Source organism: Marinilactibacillus psychrotolerans (genome assembly GCF_900101525.1).
In the GTDB taxonomy this organism is placed as follows: Bacteria; Bacillota; Bacilli; order Lactobacillales; family Carnobacteriaceae_A; genus Marinilactibacillus; species Marinilactibacillus psychrotolerans.
On record NZ_FMZD01000004.1, the window covers coordinates 102,238 to 118,551 of the forward strand.

Sequence of the window (16,314 nt, forward strand, 5' to 3'; positions counted from 1 at the left end):
AACAGCTTTTTATTAATAGGAGGGAATGGATTATGAGAAGAGCATATGATGAAGAATTAGAACAATTGCACCGTAAGTTTTATCAAATGGGATGTAAGGTAAACGAAGCAATCTATAAATCTATCAAAGCTTTTGTCAATCACGATAAAGAACTGGCAAAAGGCGTTATTGAGGAAGACAAAGAAATTAACCAGTTCGAACATGACTTAGAACAAGCTTGTATTGAATTAATCGCTTTGCAGCAGCCAGTGACAACGGACCTTAGAAAAATTATTACCGTTATGAAAGCTTCTGCAGATTTAGAACGTATGGGAGACCATGCTGTCAGTATTTCAAAATCAACTATCCGTGTTAAAGGAAATAAAAGAAACAGCATGATCGAAGGTATGATTTCAGATGCCGGAGAAAAGATCAAAAAAATGGGTGAAGAAGTCATCACTGCTTATATTGAATATGATACAGAGAAAGCTATCGAGATAGCGAATTATGATTATCTAGTAGATAGCTTAGTGTATGATATAAAAGAAGCGAGTATTGCCGAAATGAAAAAAGATCCCGAACTAGTACTTGGGGCAACGGATTATATTATGGCCGGCACGTATATTGAAAGAATTGGAGATTACATTACCAACATCTCTGAATGGATTGTTTACTTCCAGACAGGTGAGATTCAGGAACTAAATACTCACCACTCATACGAAGACTTATAAACGTAGACTAGGTCAGATTGTTTTCATAATTGAAAACGATCTGATCTTTTTTAGTGAGTAGGCAAGTATAAATTTCTTTGAGCATGCTTCTCTAACGCATAAGTGACTCTATACATTAAAAGGCAGAGGTACAGCCATTTAAAAGTCTATATTCAATATTTTTTGAAGCTCTCAGTGGAATTTATTCCTTTTTTTTAATCTTAAAAATAGTTTATACTAGAAGAAATGAATAAATAAAGGAAGTTGAAATCGATGCAGGTAAAGATTACAGAAAAGATCACACTAAATGTAGAAGTTAGCGGTCACGGACCGGCTATGCTTTTATTACACGGAAATGGAGAAGATCATCATATTTTTGATACAATTGCTGAAAAGTTGCAACAGCATTTTACACTTTATGCGGTTGATAGCCGAGAGCATGGATCAAGCACGAAAACAGGAATAACGTTTAATTATGAGGATTTGGCTGAAGATATTCATTTATTGATTAATCAATTAGGACTAAAGGAAGTCAATATTGTTGGATTCAGTGACGGCGGGATTATCGCCCTCCTCTTAGGAATCAGACAAGAAGCGTATTTAAATAAAATAGCCAGCTTAAGCCCAAACCTGTCTCCAAAAGACTGGAAGAAAAAACCATTGCAGTATTTAGAACAAAAATATAAAGAAACTAAAGACCCAGCGTTCTATCTGATGTTGAATGAACCAAATATAGATCCGGAAGCATTGAAAAAGATACAGATTCCCTCATTGATTACCGCAGGAGAAAATGATTTGTTCTATAGATCAATGTACCGTACGATCGAAAACCAAATTCCAGATGCTACATTGAAAATTATAAAGGGTCATGATCACAGCTCTTATATCATTGATACGGATCTTTTATATAATGACTTTATGCAGTTTTTTGAAGATGAAAAAAGCAAATAAATAAAACAATTAATCTAGCTGCAAGGTATAGGTCTATAGAAGTAAAGGCTCAATTTGAAATTTTAGTTCAATAAACTTTTATGTGACATTATAATTTGAATCAGCTAGGATGCTTATAGTAAATAACTTAGTTTTGTGAGGAGTCAGCCTATGTCAATTGAACAAGCACCTTATAAAGAAAATAGAGAAAAAACCTTAGCGGGTATTGAAGCATACACTAAAGAAAAAATGCCTGATCTGGATATGCGCTATGAAGAAGTTAGTTTTGTCTATAAAGAAGCGAATAAAGTATTGGGAAGAATCGTCGGTCATGTCCACTGGGATCATTTATCTGTTGAGCTCTTCTATATAGAAGCGAATACCAGAGGGAAGGGCGTAGGAACAAAATTATTAGAAGAAGTTGAAAAGATTGCTTTAGAAAAGCATTGTAAATATGCATTTCTAGAGACAATGAGTTTTAATGCCCCTGTGTTTTATCAAAAGAATGGATATAACATTCTGGCTCAAATTGAAAATTCTCCTGCTGAAGGCGAAACAAGATATTTCATGAAAAAAGATTTCTTATAGAGCAGCCGAATACAATTATTAGCTTTTTAAAGTTGAAAAAAGAACAGTCAAGAGGGAAGGTTAAATCTCCCTCTTGACTGTTCTTTTATAAATAATTATTTCTATAAATGTGATGCTTTTGTTTGTGACCAGTTCTTAACAGTTTCTACGTAAGCATCGAATAATCCCTGCGCCGATACATTATGTCTGATCATCAACTCAGGATGCCATTGTACGCCAATGGTAATGTGTTGATCGTCTTTGCTTTCAAAGGCTTCAATAAGCCCATCTTTCGACCAAGCTACTGGCTGTAAACTAGCTGCCAACTCTTTAATGGCTTGATGATGGTAGGAGTTGACGTTAGCTTGTGCTCCATATAATTGACCTAACCAAGAATCTTGCACGATATTGACAGAATGAGCAGCCGTTTCTGGCGTGGAGACTTGTACATGCTGGACAGCCAAGTCGGGATACATAGAGACATCCTGATAGAGTGTCCCACCAAGAGCCACGTTGAAAATCTGTAAGCCACGGCAGATAGCTAATACAGGTTTGTTTTCTGCCCAAGCTTCTTTAATGACGGCCATTTCAAAACGATCACGTTCGAGGTTGGTATCTTGCAATTTGATATGAGGTTCTTCACCGTAACTTAAAGGAGAGACATCTTGCCCACCAGCTAGAACAATGGCATCGACACTTTTGACATATTGTTTAGCATTCTCTTCATTTGAAATTGGGAAAACAATAGGCAAAGCACCAGCCCTATGGAGTCCTTCCACGAATCCTTGAGGCGTGTAAGTAATTGGGAAGCTCTCATACCGTGGACTGAAATTCGTCAATATATTTCCAGGAATTCCGATAACTGGTTTCATTTTGTCTCATCCTCTCAAAAACCATTCATAAGTGTATTTAGTATACCTTACTTATAAATTGTATGACAAATAGATTTTCCATAATAAATCGTTTTCTTGAGTAATGACAAATATTAGAAACAAATGATGGATTTAGTTCAATTGCTTCCGTTCAAGCAACCTTTTAAAAGTATGTTCAATAATAAAAGCACCGATGGGAGCAGTAATCAAAATTGAAAGTACAGCTACCGTCACGATTAAATGTCCACTGGCTAGCCCCATGGCAAGAGGTACACCACCAATGGCAGCTTGTACAGTTGCTTTTGGGGTATAAGCAATCATCGTGAACAGTTTTTCTTTATTGTTCAAAGTAGAAGGTGTCAAGCTGAGATAGACGCCAAGCATTCTGAAGACTAAAGCACCAAGAACCAAGATTACCGCAGCAACTCCAGCAGAAAGGGCGTAGCTTAAATCAACAGTTGTTCCGACTAATACAAACAAGAGAATTTCTGCGCCAATCCAAAGTTTTGAATACGTTCCAGATAGTCGCTTGGAGAGATCAGGGTACAACTGATTCAAGACAATCCCCATACTCATAATGCTGAGCAGTCCAGATAAAGGAATAGTACCCGCTAACCAGTCCTCTAAAGCCAACAAGAAAAATGAAGTGCTGAGCAGTACAAGAACTTTTACGGAATGATTCATTCGAATGAATGTAAAGAACTTCCCAATGACAAAACCAGTCAAAACCCCTACCAGAATACCGAGTACGATGGATACAGGAATCGTTAAAAAGTGTCCTGCAGATACAACGCCCCCAGAAGCTAGGGTCAAGAAGGAAGTGAACAGTACGATAACAAAAATATCATCTAAAGAAGCGCCAGCTAAAATAAGTTGGGGAATACCTCTTTTCTGTCCGTAACCAGAATCTTTTATTCTTAACATTAAAGGCACAATAACAGCCGGTGATACAGCTGCAACAACTGATCCCATCAGCGCTGCTTCTATATAAGTCAGATTAAACAATAAAGGCGCTAGTAACGTAATGGCACCAATCTCAAATGATGCTGGAACAAAGCTCATTAGTATGGCAGGCCAGCCAATCTTTTTAAGCTCAGCCAAATTTAAAGAAAGTCCCGCACGGGTTAAAATAATAACTAAAGCAATTTCTCGTAAATCAGCTGAAATCGAAAGCAAAGAATCGTCCAGTATATCTAATGCATACGGGCCCATGATTACACCCGCAATAATCATTCCGATCAATCCTGGCAAAGCGATCTTCTTAAATATCCCTCCTAAAGCTAAACCAGCTATAAAAATTAAAGCAAAACTCGTTAACATGTTCTTCAATCCTCTCAGATAATATGATGAGATGAAAGTTCGATCCAATCTATCAAAGCATAGAAAAAAGCCGAGACTCCTGGATGAAGCATTTCATCACAGAAGTCATCAGCTTTTCAGCAGTTTAGGCTACGCCTTGGGAGACATTCATTCCCATATGAGACACTAGTATAGCATATAATGGGCGTCTTTTCTACATAGGATCATTTAATTCAAAAGAAAAAACTTAGTTCAAGTTTAATAAAAACTTGCTAGCTTTATTTTAAGGGAAGTAGTATTCTTTTCCTTAGAAGCGAGAGACAAAAAGTTGTGAGGAAGAGGATTTAATATCTGACTTCCATCAAAATGAAGAACAGGGAGAATAACTTGAAAAAATAGTTTAAATACTCAGGGGTAGCATTTATCGTGATAACAGTGTTCACGGTGTTGAACTTACCTAACATGATCTATCCAATAATTGATGATGGAGGAATGGATACAACACAATACAACCTTGAAGTGACGATAAATGTCATAAGATACATAACACTTGCTGTCTTTTCTTTTGTACTAGGCGTCAAGGTCTTATTTCCTATTAAAGAAGTTAAAGAAGGTTAAGTTTAAAAAAGAGAAGACCATTTATCAGTAGTTTCATATCCGTATTTTATTTTGTCTAGGTCTATGAAAGAAAATCAGGTTGAAGAAAGTATATAAAGCCTGATTTACTCTTAAAGAAGATTTTAAATGGTAAACCACATAAGTTAGAACATTTCAAATTATGATGGTTTTCGGAAATAATTAGGTTCTGCGTAGGCTAAAAAACTTCGAGGAAAGGAAAAAACAGAGCCGAAACAAATGTGACAAAAACACAAAAACGCTGTCACATTTATCGTGTGTAAAAAATAAATTTGTTGATACTATAAGGTTTCTACAGGGGGCAACGGAACGTTGCTCCCTCTTTATTTAGGATTCAACTATAATTAAATCAGCAGAATTAAGAAGATAAAAAGAAAGAAATGATAACTTTAAAAGAAGTTCTTTATTTCTTTCTTTACAGTGGAGTAAACTATGAAAAATTCATTATATAGATTCAGCGATAGGTTAGAAATTTTTTTTATTTATTTGTTTTGTTTTGTAGTGAATGCATTACTGATTTATGCAGAAAGAACCTATCAAGGTAGCGACAGTTTAATTGGTAGTTATATTAATAGTATTGTCGAATATAGACTCATTATTACTATTATGCTCACTTTTCTAGTCATAATATTTTGTTACCAGTTTATTACTAGAAAGAAAACAGAAATCCGTATTCGATTCCTTGTGGGGGAGACTTCTTGGGAGATTAGGTATAGATACTTTATACAAAGTATGATCATAATGGCACTGAGCTATTTTGTTTCGCTTTTGCTAAATATTTATCTAAGCATAAGCTTAATGGTTAATCTGTATTTGATTTTCATTTTTATAAACTATATTTTAGTAAGCACAGTTGGGGTGAAAGTAAAGTGAAAGATTTAATATTCTTTATAAAACGAATTTTTTTAAAAAGATGGATTCTTGTATTAGGCATGCTGCTTATCATATTTTTAGCTAATTATCTGACTTTTACAGCCTCAAGATCTCTAATTTCTACCTATCAAGGGAATCAAGAAAATAAGATTTTAGATCAAGATGGACTCTTTATTTCTAACCTGGATCCAGATGTTGAACAAAATTTTGATGCGATTACAATTGAAGAGACGCAAAAAGTTTATGACTACTTAGAAAGTCACTACGAGTATGCTATAGACACTTATGGATTTGTTGCGGATATCCCTAATACAGAAGACATGGAAGTTTCAGTTAGGTATATAAATGAGCAAGCCTATGATTTAAGAGACATAAAATTATCAGAGGGCAAACAGATAACATTCCAAGATCTTAACACTGTAAAGCCTGTACTAATAGGTGCTGGGCTAGCTAAAGAGTATCCGGTTGGATCTGTTATAGAAATGATTGATCCCGTGACGCATCAACCCACTAAATTAAAAGTGAATGGTATTTTAGAAAAAAATGCCTCTCGTTCTAATATCTATGCACTTAACTCAAAAAATTACTTAAATTATTCTATCTACTCTCCAATCGATGAAGAGTTCATTAAGCAATCTAGTCTTGACTTACATGTAAATGCGCTAAACGATTTAATACTACTTAATTCTTCTGAAAAAGAAGTTAATCATCTTAAGGATTTGATACAAAGCACAACAGGTCTAACGTTTAATTTTTTTAGTCAGAAAGAAAATGATAAGTTTTTCAAAGATTATTATATGAATGGGTTACAAATAATCAGTATGTTGACATTGATTTGTTTCATAATTGCTACTGGTCTAGCAATTTGGAACACACTGATCAGTATTAGATTAATGATAAAGGACTTTACAGTTCATCTGCTGGTTGGCTTAAGTTACCCCCGATTGCGAAGTATACTTTATCAATATTTTGGAATAGTATTCTTTATAAGTTTTTCACTCCTCACTATATTCGTTTCCGTTAATAGATATAGTGCGTGGTACAGAAAAGATGCCATATTTGCAACTCTAGGTATATTAAAATTAATTGGAATGGACTGGATGGCATTAATCATTGTTCTATTAATAGATATGATTATGGGGATTTTTATTGTTGAATTTATGATGAGAAAAATTAAGAAGATTCCTATATCTCTGGGGGTTCTAACATGAAAGAACTAATTCAATTGAATATTAGACATAAATTATTTAATAAAGGTACGCTTTCGATTTTAAATAATTTTCAATTAAGTGTATTATCTGGTGATAAAATAGCAGTTATGGGGGAATCGGGAGTAGGAAAAACCTCATTACTAAACATCCTAGGCTTAATCGATTCGGATTATGAAGGAGAGTACACCTTATTTCAAGATGAAGCGAAATCACTCACTTCCAAACAACGAGCCGTTATAAGAAATAAAAATATTGGATTTGTTTTACAAGAAAATTCATTGATTGATTCTCTAAGTATTGAAGAGAATATTAAACTCCCTCTTTTATATACAAATGAACCTAACAAAAAAGAAATAGAGGAACACTTTCAATTGATTACACACAAAATGGATATCGAACCTTTATTAGCCAAAAAACCTTTGGAGTGTTCAGGCGGCCAGCGTTCTAGAGCAGCTATCGCTAGGGCTATTCTAATGAAGCCCGACATTATCTTAGCGGATGAACCAACAGCTTCTCTGGATGAAAAAAATAAATTGCGTGTTTTAGAATTGTTAGATGACATTAATGAAAATTATGGAAGTACGATCATTACTGTAACACACGATCGATCAGTAGCAGATCATCACGACAGAATAATAGAAATGGAGCGAGAAGACTAATGGGGTTTATTTTAATGATTTTATCAGCAATAATAGGCATTTTTTTAGTTATAGTAGGGTTTGCAAGAGCAAAACAAAATACCTTATATAAAGTTTTATTAATCATTGGAATACTTTTAATTCTATTCTCTATTTACTTAGCATTACCGAAGTAGAACAGAGTAGATCTGATAAAGATGACTTGAAAGTTAATGAGGTAGAGAAAGTTACTGATCAAAATAATGTATTTAAGCTCAAATACTAGTGGTTATAGTCAAAAGATTATCATACTGTAAACCATTGGCGTGGAGATATATCCTACTTCTATAACTTAGAGACATAAACTATTACACGCCTCTTGGGGAATAGTTATCTGCAAGGGCAAGTTTGTTGGTAAACTAGTTGAATTTCTCCTATTTTTTGGAGATAGAGCAGGCGTTATATTATGCAACCATTTTATCGAATAGGGTTGATCTCCAGATGCTTATTTTAGAGTAAGGTTTTATTAAGTGGGAACAAACTTTATCTGCAGCAATAATAAAATAACCATTACAATAGAAATTTTGCGCTGCTATATTTTAAATATATAAGATTTATATAGAATTAGGGAGAGGTCATGATTAATAAGTATAGAAACTTTGCAAAAGAACATCCGTATGCCCATGTCATATTAATAGCTTTGTTTGCTAGTATAATAGGGATTTCAATAGAATATATAGTAAATAAAGATTTCATCGGCGGAGGGTTATATACTGTTTTAACCCTTGTATTAATTCAATTTATAATAATTAAGAGAAGAAAAATAAAAGATGAGGATTAATTATTAAATTTTTATTTATTGAATTGATAAAGTGGATTTTAAATAGCTCCTTCACGTTTGTTGTGGGGGAGCTGTTTGGGGTTAATTGTAAAGATTAAATCATTTTTTAACACATTAATTCTAACAATCAGTTGAGGAAAGCGTAGAAATAGCTTTTGAAGGATGAAAAACTCTAACCAAATAAAAAAATTTATTATAAAAGCCTTAAAAAACATTTTCAAATCATTATAGGAGGAATAGAAGTTGGGTTAATTTTCAAAAAGTCTTTTATTCATATCATCGCTAATTATCTTAGGATTAGGAGTTTTTCTTCTAAAACATAAGAATCCACAAAAAAATATAGAGATTTATTTGAAACTAGTTTCTGTGTTTTGTATTTCTTTGGGCATAGTGGGCATATTGTTTATTGTGTTTTTATAACGCTCCTAAAGCAACAAAAATTTGAAAAAATATCAATTTAAATAACTTCCAAATAATTTATTATCTATGAAGACCACACTGAATAAAGAAAACTTAAAATTCTTTTTAAATCATGTTTTTCGTTATAATAGCTTATGTAAGTGAACGGAATTTTTAAAAAACGAGTTGAGAATGTATGTTAAAGATTTACATTAGGATGACTTGTGTATTTGCGTTGTTCGATTTTAAAAACTATATGATTTATATAGAATAAGGATGAGAATATGATTAATAAGTATAGAAAGTTTATAGAAGAACACCCGTATGCTCATATCATATTAGTAATGTTACTGACTAGTTTTATTGGTGTTTCAATAGAATATATAGTAAATAGAGATTTCATAGGATCAGGGATATATACCGCTATAGGACTTACTTTAATTGAATTTTTAAGGGTTAAAAGAAGAAAAAGGAAAAATGAGAATGCATGATTGGATTAATGATCACAGGATGGATAAAATCAAAGGATAAGTAATAACGTTTGCTTTTTCAAGCAGATTACAGGATGTGCACTTGATTAGCTACATATAAACATAATTTTATAAGAAAAACTGAAGTAGATGTATAGATCTTTATAAATTAGATTATTATGGTAATTTACATGGATGGATTAGCTTGTATTCAATATTTTAACTATGGTATACTTTTGAATATTTTTATGAGGAGAGCGACTATGACAAAGTATATGGGAATAAATATTGAGGGAAATTTAAATTTAATCGTTCCAGAGTTTAGTATGGCAGAGGAACTTTTTCGTTTAGTCGATTCTGACAGAGACCACTTAAGAACGTTCTTGAGTTTTGTTGACGATTCTGTAGATGTAACCAGTCAAATGAATTATTTTAAAATGAAGATGGCCGGTGCAGCAAATGGAACGGATAAAATATTTTTAATCGCTTCTGACGATAAAATAATTGGAAGCATTGATTTGCATCACATCGATTCGAATAATGGAAAAGGTGAAATTGGATACTGGATTCATTCAAGTTACGCTGGTAAAAATATCATTTCTAAAGCAGTCAAAACATTATGCGCGTATTCTTTTGAAGTACTTAAGTTGAATAAATTAACGATTTTTGCAGATGTCGAAAATATTCCTAGTAACAAAGTGGCTTTAAAAACAGGATTCCAGCTAGTTGGAACAAAACGACAAGATATTATAATGTATGATCAATACAGAGACATGAATGAATACTATCTTTTGAAATCAGACTTCTTACAATAAAAGTCAGGTTTCGTTATTAGATTCATAAGTCACTCTATTTAATAAAACGATAAAAACGGAAGCTTGTGTCTTATGATTAGATTACAAGCTTCGTTTTATATTCTGTTTTACCCAATTAAAAGTAAACGTTACTTTCCAGATTTGGGTTGATTAATATCTGCTGAACACAAAAGAATAGTCTCTTTAAAATACAAGTAGTGTAAGAGAATTCAGATAAAACTAAATAGCAATAATCGTAATTCATAGGAGGAAATATGGCTAGAGAAAGAAAAAAATTTTTATTAGAAAACTTTTTAGTTTACTTAGGATGTATTTTTGTTGGTGCAATCTGTAATACTTTTTTAGACTTTAACGATAAGTTCGATAATAATATTCTATTTTTGATCTTACCTATATCTGGTGTACTACTATCATTAACAATAAATTTTCTCCTTCGAAAAAACGAGACGTATGTTCAAAAGAAAAATAACAAACGATTAGTGATGCTTTTATTGATTCTGATTATAGTATTACGCTTGTTTCCGACTCTCTATCCAAAATCAATGGTTGAACTCGTAATTTTTTTAACTGTTATATTTATATTGGTCATACTACAAGATCTTATCCCTAGAAAGAACTCATGATCAAACTATAATGAGGTTGGTGATTTTTCACCAACCTCATTATTTATAGAACACAATAACTTTTCTAATCTGACTTTGCTGTTAATTATTAAAGATAGTCATTCCTTTTGAAGTTTACGCTTTTGCGACACAATTCTTGCGATTGAAAGAATTATTACTATCCATGTACCAATATCGTCGAATCCGATTCCGGATAATGACTCTCCACCAGATACAGTTAAAATAATCATTAGAAATAACAAGTAGGACAATGAAAAAATTTGGCTATATACTATTTCAAGTCTATTATCAGTTTGGAGACGTTTAAAAAAGAGAGAAAAAATAACCAAGCCTAAGATAACCCATATATATATTTCTCTGGGAATAAAGTTAAACATTGACAAATCAGGGAAATAATCGTAAACCATCAAAAAAGTTAGCGGTACATAAAATAATAAATCTATATAGTTAAAGTACTTCATTAGTAGCTGCCTCAAATCTTTTATTTCTTTTCAGTATATAGAGAATAGTAAGCAACATCAGTTGGATTATCAAAGTCTGAATCTGAATGTCTTACAATGGTAGCAAAGTATTGCCAATAGTTATGATTATAAGTATAAGATGCTCTAGAAATCCATTCAGAGGTATAAGTAGGTTTGAAATCCCAACCTGTCATTTTGTTAAAAAAATAATTAGCAACGATAGACTTTGTGAACTTTGTAGGTAAATGTGTTCCAATCCAAGCAACAAAAACATTTGCTATTTCTTTAATATTTTTATTAGTATTTATTCTTTCAACAGGACCACGGATAATTGATCCTGTGTAAGTTCCTGACTGGACAGGTCCAAAGGGTACTATACCTCTGTTACTATTGTCATTTGTTTCTAATTTCTTAGGAATGTTTGAATGAGTCACTTCACTTTGAATTCTTTGAAGATCTGCTTCATTTAATTTTATATTAGATTCAATAGTTAATCCATCGTAGTTATATTTATGGTCAAGTTCTTTTTCTAAAGAAGAGCTTTCTATATCGGGAGTATTAACGCTGTTTTCTTTTGCAAAAGCTAATCTCCCTGGTATGGTGGCACTTAGTAAACATGTTGCTATTAAACTGCTAAGTAATATTTTTTTCATAATAATCTTCTCCTTTATGAATTTATAATTAAAGATACGGAAATTTTAATCATTTACATAATCTAAACTATCAGAAATTTTAGATATTTATAACGGTGGTTTACAACCGTATTTTATTTTTTTAAATGTAAAAAAAACTATACGAGTGAATTATAATAAGCACGTCCTCAAAATCTCCTGAAGAATAGGTTATCAAAAAGGTGTTTTTATTTTAAACGGAGTAAAATATGCATAGTTTTTCAAATGAATATTAGAAAGGACATTACACGAAATGTACTGAAAACACCTAAGCGAATAGTTTTATATTATTTACTAGATAATAATTTTTATAATCTGAAAAACCCCTTACTGGTAGCCTTTCTTCATATATACGCATTTCAAGAGACGGATTCGCCTTGATATGCATTCTCAATTACATTAAAATAAAGGAGTATATGTAACGGGTAAATACGTTTGCATAGTTCTATTTATAATAAAAAATAACCTAGAAAAGGAAGGTACATAATGGCCGTATTAGAGATCAAGAACCTACATGTATCCATTGAAGGTAAAGAGATTTTAAAAGGTGTTAACTTAACAATGAAAACGGGAGAAATCCATGCAATCATGGGACCGAACGGAACAGGAAAATCAACCCTTTCTGCAGCGATCATGGGTCATCCGACATATGAAGTGACGGAAGGAGAAGTGCTTTTAGATGGTGAAAATATCCTCGAAATGGAAGTGGATGAACGAGCACGTGCCGGTCTGTTCTTAGCTGTTCAGTATCCAAGTGAAATCGCAGGGATTACCAATGCAGAATTTATGCGTGCCGCCATCAACTCAAGACGTGATGATGATAATAAAATGGGCGTGATGGAGTTCATCAAAAAGCTGGATGAAAAAATGGACTTACTAGATATGCCGGAAGAAATGGCAGAACGCTACTTGAATGAAGGTTTCTCAGGTGGAGAGAAAAAACGAAATGAGATCCTGCAATTATTAATGATCGAACCGACTTTTGCCATCTTGGATGAGATTGATTCAGGTCTAGATATCGATGCCCTTCAAGTTGTTTCTAAAGGGGTCAATGAAATGCGTGGAGATAACTTTGGCTCATTGATTATTACGCATTATCAAAGATTATTAAACTATATCACTCCAGATGTCGTCCACATTATGATGGACGGACATGTCGTGAAAACAGGCGGCGCAGAATTGGCACAACAATTAGAAGCAGAAGGTTACAAAGGTTTAATGGAAGAATTAGGAATTGAATACAACGTGGAAGAACACGAATAAAAAAGAGGAGGCAAACCGTATGGTAACAAAAGAAAAGCAGTATGTAGAATATGCAGATGCCCTTACAGCCTTCTCAAAAGGACTAGGTGAACCAGAATGGATGACTCAGTTACGGTTAGATTCCTTAGATAAAATAGACGAATTAGACCTTCCAGTAATCGAACGTCTGCGGTATAATCGCTGGCCGCTCTGGCAAGTCCCTGATCTGACAGGTGCACCTGCTCAAAAAGCAATCGACATCACTGAATTTATAGATGACAAAGCAGATGCTGCAAGAGTCGTTCAAGCGGGAAATGAATCGGTAATTGAAACATTACCAGAATCGTTAAAAGAAAAAGGCGTCATTTTTACCGATATCAAGACTGCTTTAAAAGAATATCCTGACCTTGTCAAAGAAGCCTATATGCAGCAGGCAGTGAAAGCGGATAAGAATAAAGTCACTGCTTTTCATGCGGCATTTATGAACTCGGGGTTATTCTTATATGTGCCAAAAAATGTAGTCGTTGAAGAACCATTAGAAGCCATCTTCATTCAAAACAGTTTAGTAGAAGACAGCTTTATCAAGCATGTGCTAATCTATGCGGATGTGAATTCAAATTTCAACTATGTAGAAAAATTTCTAACCGCCGGACAAGAGAAAAACGCAGCAAACATATTAGTAGAAGTTGTGGCTAAACAAGGGGCACAAGTGAAATTCTCTGCTGTAGATCAACTAGGTGAACAGACTACAACCTACTTTAACCGTGCCGGACATACTTTCCGCGATGCCTCAATCGATTGGGCACTCGGTGTAATGAATAATGGAAGCACCATTGCAGACTTTGATACGAATCTGGTCGGAGACGGATCTCAATCACACTTGAAAGCTGTAGCCATCAGCAGTGGCAAACAAACACAAGTCATTGATTCGAATGTTGTCAGCTATGGCAGTCACACGATCGGGAATATTTTCCAGCATGGGGTAATCTTGGATCGTGCTACCTTAACCTTTAATGGGATCGGACATATCATCAAAGGCGCTAAAGGATCTGACGCGCAGCAAGAATCCCGTGTCCTCATGCTTTCAGACAAAGCACGTGGAGATGCAAACCCGATCTTATTAATCGATGAATATGAAGTGACTGCCGGACATGCCGCTTCAGTTGGAAGAGTCGATCCGGAAGAAATGTACTATCTAATGAGTCGTGGAATCGCTAAAAGCGAAGCCGAAAGACTGGTTATCCGAGGATTCCTGGGATCAGTAATCTCAGCCATTCCACTCAAATCAATTAGAGATGAATTGGTCGAAACAATCGAAAGGAAGCTGACCAGTAGATGACCGTTCCATTCGAACCGTTTGAACACTTAGAAAAAGATTTTGCCATTTTAAACCAAATTGTCAATGATGAACCATTAGTCTATCTGGACAATGCCGCAACGACGCAGAAACCGGAAGCTGTACTGCAGGCACTGGAGACCTATTATCATACCTCCAATGCCAATGTTCACCGTGGTGTGCATACACTAGCTGAACGCGCAACAAGTCAGTATGAAGGCTCACGAGAAGTCGTTCGGGCATTCATTCATGCCAGTGAAACCGCTGAAGTCTTATTTACTCGAGGCACAACGACTTCCTTGAACTGGGTAGCCAGAAGCTTTGGGGAAATGATCGTTGAATCAGGCGACGAGATTCTGATCTCTTATATGGAACATCACTCCAATATTATCCCTTGGCAACAGTTAGCTAAGAAAAAGAACGCAAAGCTCATTTATATTGAGCTAACGGAAGACGGACAGTTGGATCTGGGAGATGTTAAAAATAAAATCACCGACAAAACAAAAATTGTTTCTCTAACGCACGTATCAAATGTCCTCGGTGTCGTGAATCCGATCAGACAGATCGCGGACTGGGTTCATGAACAAAACGGCTATCTGGTCGTCGATGGTGCTCAAGCCGTTCCGCATATGCCAGTAAACGTACAAGCGCTAGATGCAGACTTTTATGCCTTCAGCGGGCATAAGATGCTGGGACCGACTGGCATTGGTGTATTATATGGTAAACGGGCTTTACTCGAACAAATGGAGCCAATCGAATTCGGTGGTGAAATGATCGATTTCGTTGAAGAACAAGACAGTACCTGGAAAGAACTGCCCTGGAAATTCGAAGCGGGCACGCCTAATATCGCCGGCGCCATCGGATTAGCGGCAGCAATTCATTACCTGAATAACATCGGTATGAACAACATCATGCAGCACGAACGAGAAATCGTAGAGTACATCATGCCGAAACTAGAAGCCATTGATGGGTTAACACTTTTTGGACCCAAAGATGTTGCGCACAGAACAGGGGTCATTTCTTTCAATATTGATGGGATTCATCCCCATGATGTCGCAACAGCGATGGATATGGAAGGCGTCGCAGTCAGAGCCGGACATCACTGTGCACAACCTTTGATGACCTATCTGAACCAGCCCGCAACAGCCAGAGCGAGTTTTTACTTGTACAACACGAAAGCCGATGCAGATAAATTCGTAGAAGCGATTATTGCCACGAAGGAGTTTTTCTTAAATGGCCTTAACTAAACTAGATCAATTATATCGAGCAGTCATATTAGACCATTCTCAGTCACCGAGAAGACGGGGCGTACTGGATGAAACGACCACCCAGATCGAACTGAGAAATCCGACTTGTGGAGATGTCATTCAAGTCCAGCTCAATGTTCAGGACGGTATCGTAAAAGATGTCCGTTTTGACGGCAGCGGCTGTACGATCTCCATGGCCAGTGCCAGTATGATGACCGAAGCAATTATTGGAAAGCCTGTTGAAGAAGCATTGAAGTTGTCAGAAGAATTTTCGCAAGTTGTTCAAGGCAATGATGTCGAGCATGAACAAGAACTTGGAGACGCAATGATGTTGTCAGGCGTATCCAAATTCCCAGCCCGAATCAAATGTGCCACACTATCTTGGAAAGCCTTGGAAAAAGCCTTGGAAAGCCAAGGTACAGGTGTGGATGGTCAGCTAAAGCACGAAGACATGATTGAATAAAACTGATGAATGAACACTTACAGAGAACAACCAATCACGAGAGGGGAACGCA

The 16,314-nt window shown here is 35.1% G+C and carries 17 protein-coding genes and 1 riboswitch; of the genes, 14 read left to right on the forward strand and 3 right to left on the reverse strand.

Translation table 11 applies throughout. The features are described from left to right. Positions 1-32: 32 nt before the first annotated feature. The 3 genes from phoU to BLT22_RS03370 all read left to right on the forward strand — a co-directional run bounded on the left by phoU (position 33) and on the right by BLT22_RS03370 (position 2,207). Positions 33-710 (forward strand): phosphate signaling complex protein PhoU, encoded by a 678-nt coding sequence (gene phoU, locus BLT22_RS03360; protein WP_087058723.1) that lies wholly within the window; start codon positions 33-35, stop codon positions 708-710. Between the two features lie 252 nt (positions 711-962). Next, a complete protein-coding gene (locus BLT22_RS03365; RefSeq protein ID WP_091760695.1) occupies positions 963-1,640 on the forward strand; it encodes an alpha/beta fold hydrolase in 678 nt (225 codons plus the stop codon). Between the two features lie 150 nt (positions 1,641-1,790). Next, the gene (locus BLT22_RS03370; RefSeq protein WP_072695771.1) at positions 1,791-2,207 is read left to right on the forward strand and encodes a GNAT family N-acetyltransferase; all 417 of its coding nucleotides are present in this window, start codon (positions 1,791-1,793) and stop codon (positions 2,205-2,207) included. A gap of 101 nt (positions 2,208-2,308) precedes the next feature. Here the strand turns inward: BLT22_RS03370 and BLT22_RS03375 are convergent, their stop codons facing one another. Both BLT22_RS03375 and BLT22_RS03380 read right to left on the reverse strand, forming a co-directional pair. After that, complete coding sequence (locus BLT22_RS03375; RefSeq protein ID WP_091760697.1) at positions 2,309-3,058, reverse strand: gamma-glutamyl-gamma-aminobutyrate hydrolase family protein; 750 nt, start codon at positions 3,056-3,058, stop codon at positions 2,309-2,311. Between the two features lie 132 nt (positions 3,059-3,190). Further along, positions 3,191-4,378 (reverse strand): cation:proton antiporter, encoded by a 1,188-nt coding sequence (locus tag BLT22_RS03380; RefSeq protein ID WP_091760700.1) that lies wholly within the window; start codon positions 4,376-4,378, stop codon positions 3,191-3,193. A 92-nt stretch (positions 4,379-4,470) separates the two neighbouring features. Next, positions 4,471-4,542: riboswitch (Fluoride riboswitch) on the reverse strand. Positions 4,543-4,783: 241 nt separating this feature from the next. Here BLT22_RS03380 and BLT22_RS03385 point away from each other — a divergent pair. The 7 genes from BLT22_RS03385 to BLT22_RS03420 all read left to right on the forward strand — a co-directional run bounded on the left by BLT22_RS03385 (position 4,784) and on the right by BLT22_RS03420 (position 10,842). After that, on the forward strand, positions 4,784-4,975 hold the full coding sequence (locus tag BLT22_RS03385; RefSeq protein ID WP_091760703.1) for a hypothetical protein: 192 nt from the start codon (positions 4,784-4,786) through the stop codon (positions 4,973-4,975). A gap of 887 nt (positions 4,976-5,862) precedes the next feature. Beyond that, on the forward strand, positions 5,863-7,077 hold the full coding sequence (locus BLT22_RS03395) for an ABC transporter permease (RefSeq protein WP_218127231.1): 1,215 nt from the start codon (positions 5,863-5,865) through the stop codon (positions 7,075-7,077). Then, positions 7,074-7,736 (forward strand): ABC transporter ATP-binding protein, encoded by a 663-nt coding sequence (locus BLT22_RS03400; protein ID WP_091760708.1) that lies wholly within the window; start codon positions 7,074-7,076, stop codon positions 7,734-7,736. Before BLT22_RS03395 ends, BLT22_RS03400 begins: the two co-directional genes overlap by 4 nt. A 595-nt stretch (positions 7,737-8,331) precedes the next feature. Then, positions 8,332-8,535, forward strand: coding sequence for a hypothetical protein (locus tag BLT22_RS03405; protein WP_091760711.1), 204 nt, complete (start codon positions 8,332-8,334; stop codon positions 8,533-8,535). 683 nt (positions 8,536-9,218) lie between these two features. After that, positions 9,219-9,425: a hypothetical protein gene (locus tag BLT22_RS03410; RefSeq protein ID WP_091760714.1), complete on the forward strand. Its 207-nt coding sequence runs from the start codon at positions 9,219-9,221 to the stop codon at positions 9,423-9,425. Between the two features lie 242 nt (positions 9,426-9,667). Continuing rightward, entirely contained in the window at positions 9,668-10,219 is a 552-nt protein-coding gene (locus tag BLT22_RS03415; protein WP_091760717.1) for a GNAT family N-acetyltransferase, read from the forward strand. Between the two features lie 254 nt (positions 10,220-10,473). Continuing rightward, entirely contained in the window at positions 10,474-10,842 is a 369-nt protein-coding gene (locus BLT22_RS03420; RefSeq protein WP_091760720.1) for a hypothetical protein, read from the forward strand. Between the two features lie 481 nt (positions 10,843-11,323). Here BLT22_RS03420 and BLT22_RS03430 read toward each other — a convergent pair whose 3' ends face one another. Continuing rightward, positions 11,324-11,956: a hypothetical protein gene (locus BLT22_RS03430; RefSeq protein ID WP_091760725.1), complete on the reverse strand. Its 633-nt coding sequence runs from the start codon at positions 11,954-11,956 to the stop codon at positions 11,324-11,326. 504 nt (positions 11,957-12,460) lie between these two features. On the opposite strand from BLT22_RS03430, the gene sufC reads away from it, so the two are divergent. The 4 genes from sufC to sufU are packed head-to-tail and all read left to right on the forward strand — an operon-like array spanning position 12,461 to position 16,262. Then, positions 12,461-13,237 carry a Fe-S cluster assembly ATPase SufC gene (gene sufC, locus BLT22_RS03435; RefSeq protein ID WP_072695758.1) on the forward strand — a complete coding sequence of 259 codons (777 nt, stop codon included), beginning with the start codon at positions 12,461-12,463 and terminating at the stop codon, positions 13,235-13,237. A 19-nt stretch (positions 13,238-13,256) separates the two neighbouring features. Beyond that, the gene (gene sufD / locus BLT22_RS03440; RefSeq protein WP_091760728.1) at positions 13,257-14,555 is read left to right on the forward strand and encodes a Fe-S cluster assembly protein SufD; all 1,299 of its coding nucleotides are present in this window, start codon (positions 13,257-13,259) and stop codon (positions 14,553-14,555) included. Further along, positions 14,552-15,799: a cysteine desulfurase gene (locus tag BLT22_RS03445; RefSeq protein ID WP_091760731.1), complete on the forward strand. Its 1,248-nt coding sequence runs from the start codon at positions 14,552-14,554 to the stop codon at positions 15,797-15,799. Before sufD ends, BLT22_RS03445 begins: the two co-directional genes overlap by 4 nt. Then, on the forward strand, positions 15,786-16,262 hold the full coding sequence (gene sufU, locus BLT22_RS03450; RefSeq protein ID WP_091760735.1) for a Fe-S cluster assembly sulfur transfer protein SufU: 477 nt from the start codon (positions 15,786-15,788) through the stop codon (positions 16,260-16,262). Before BLT22_RS03445 ends, sufU begins: the two co-directional genes overlap by 14 nt. Positions 16,263-16,314: the final 52 nt, after the last annotated feature.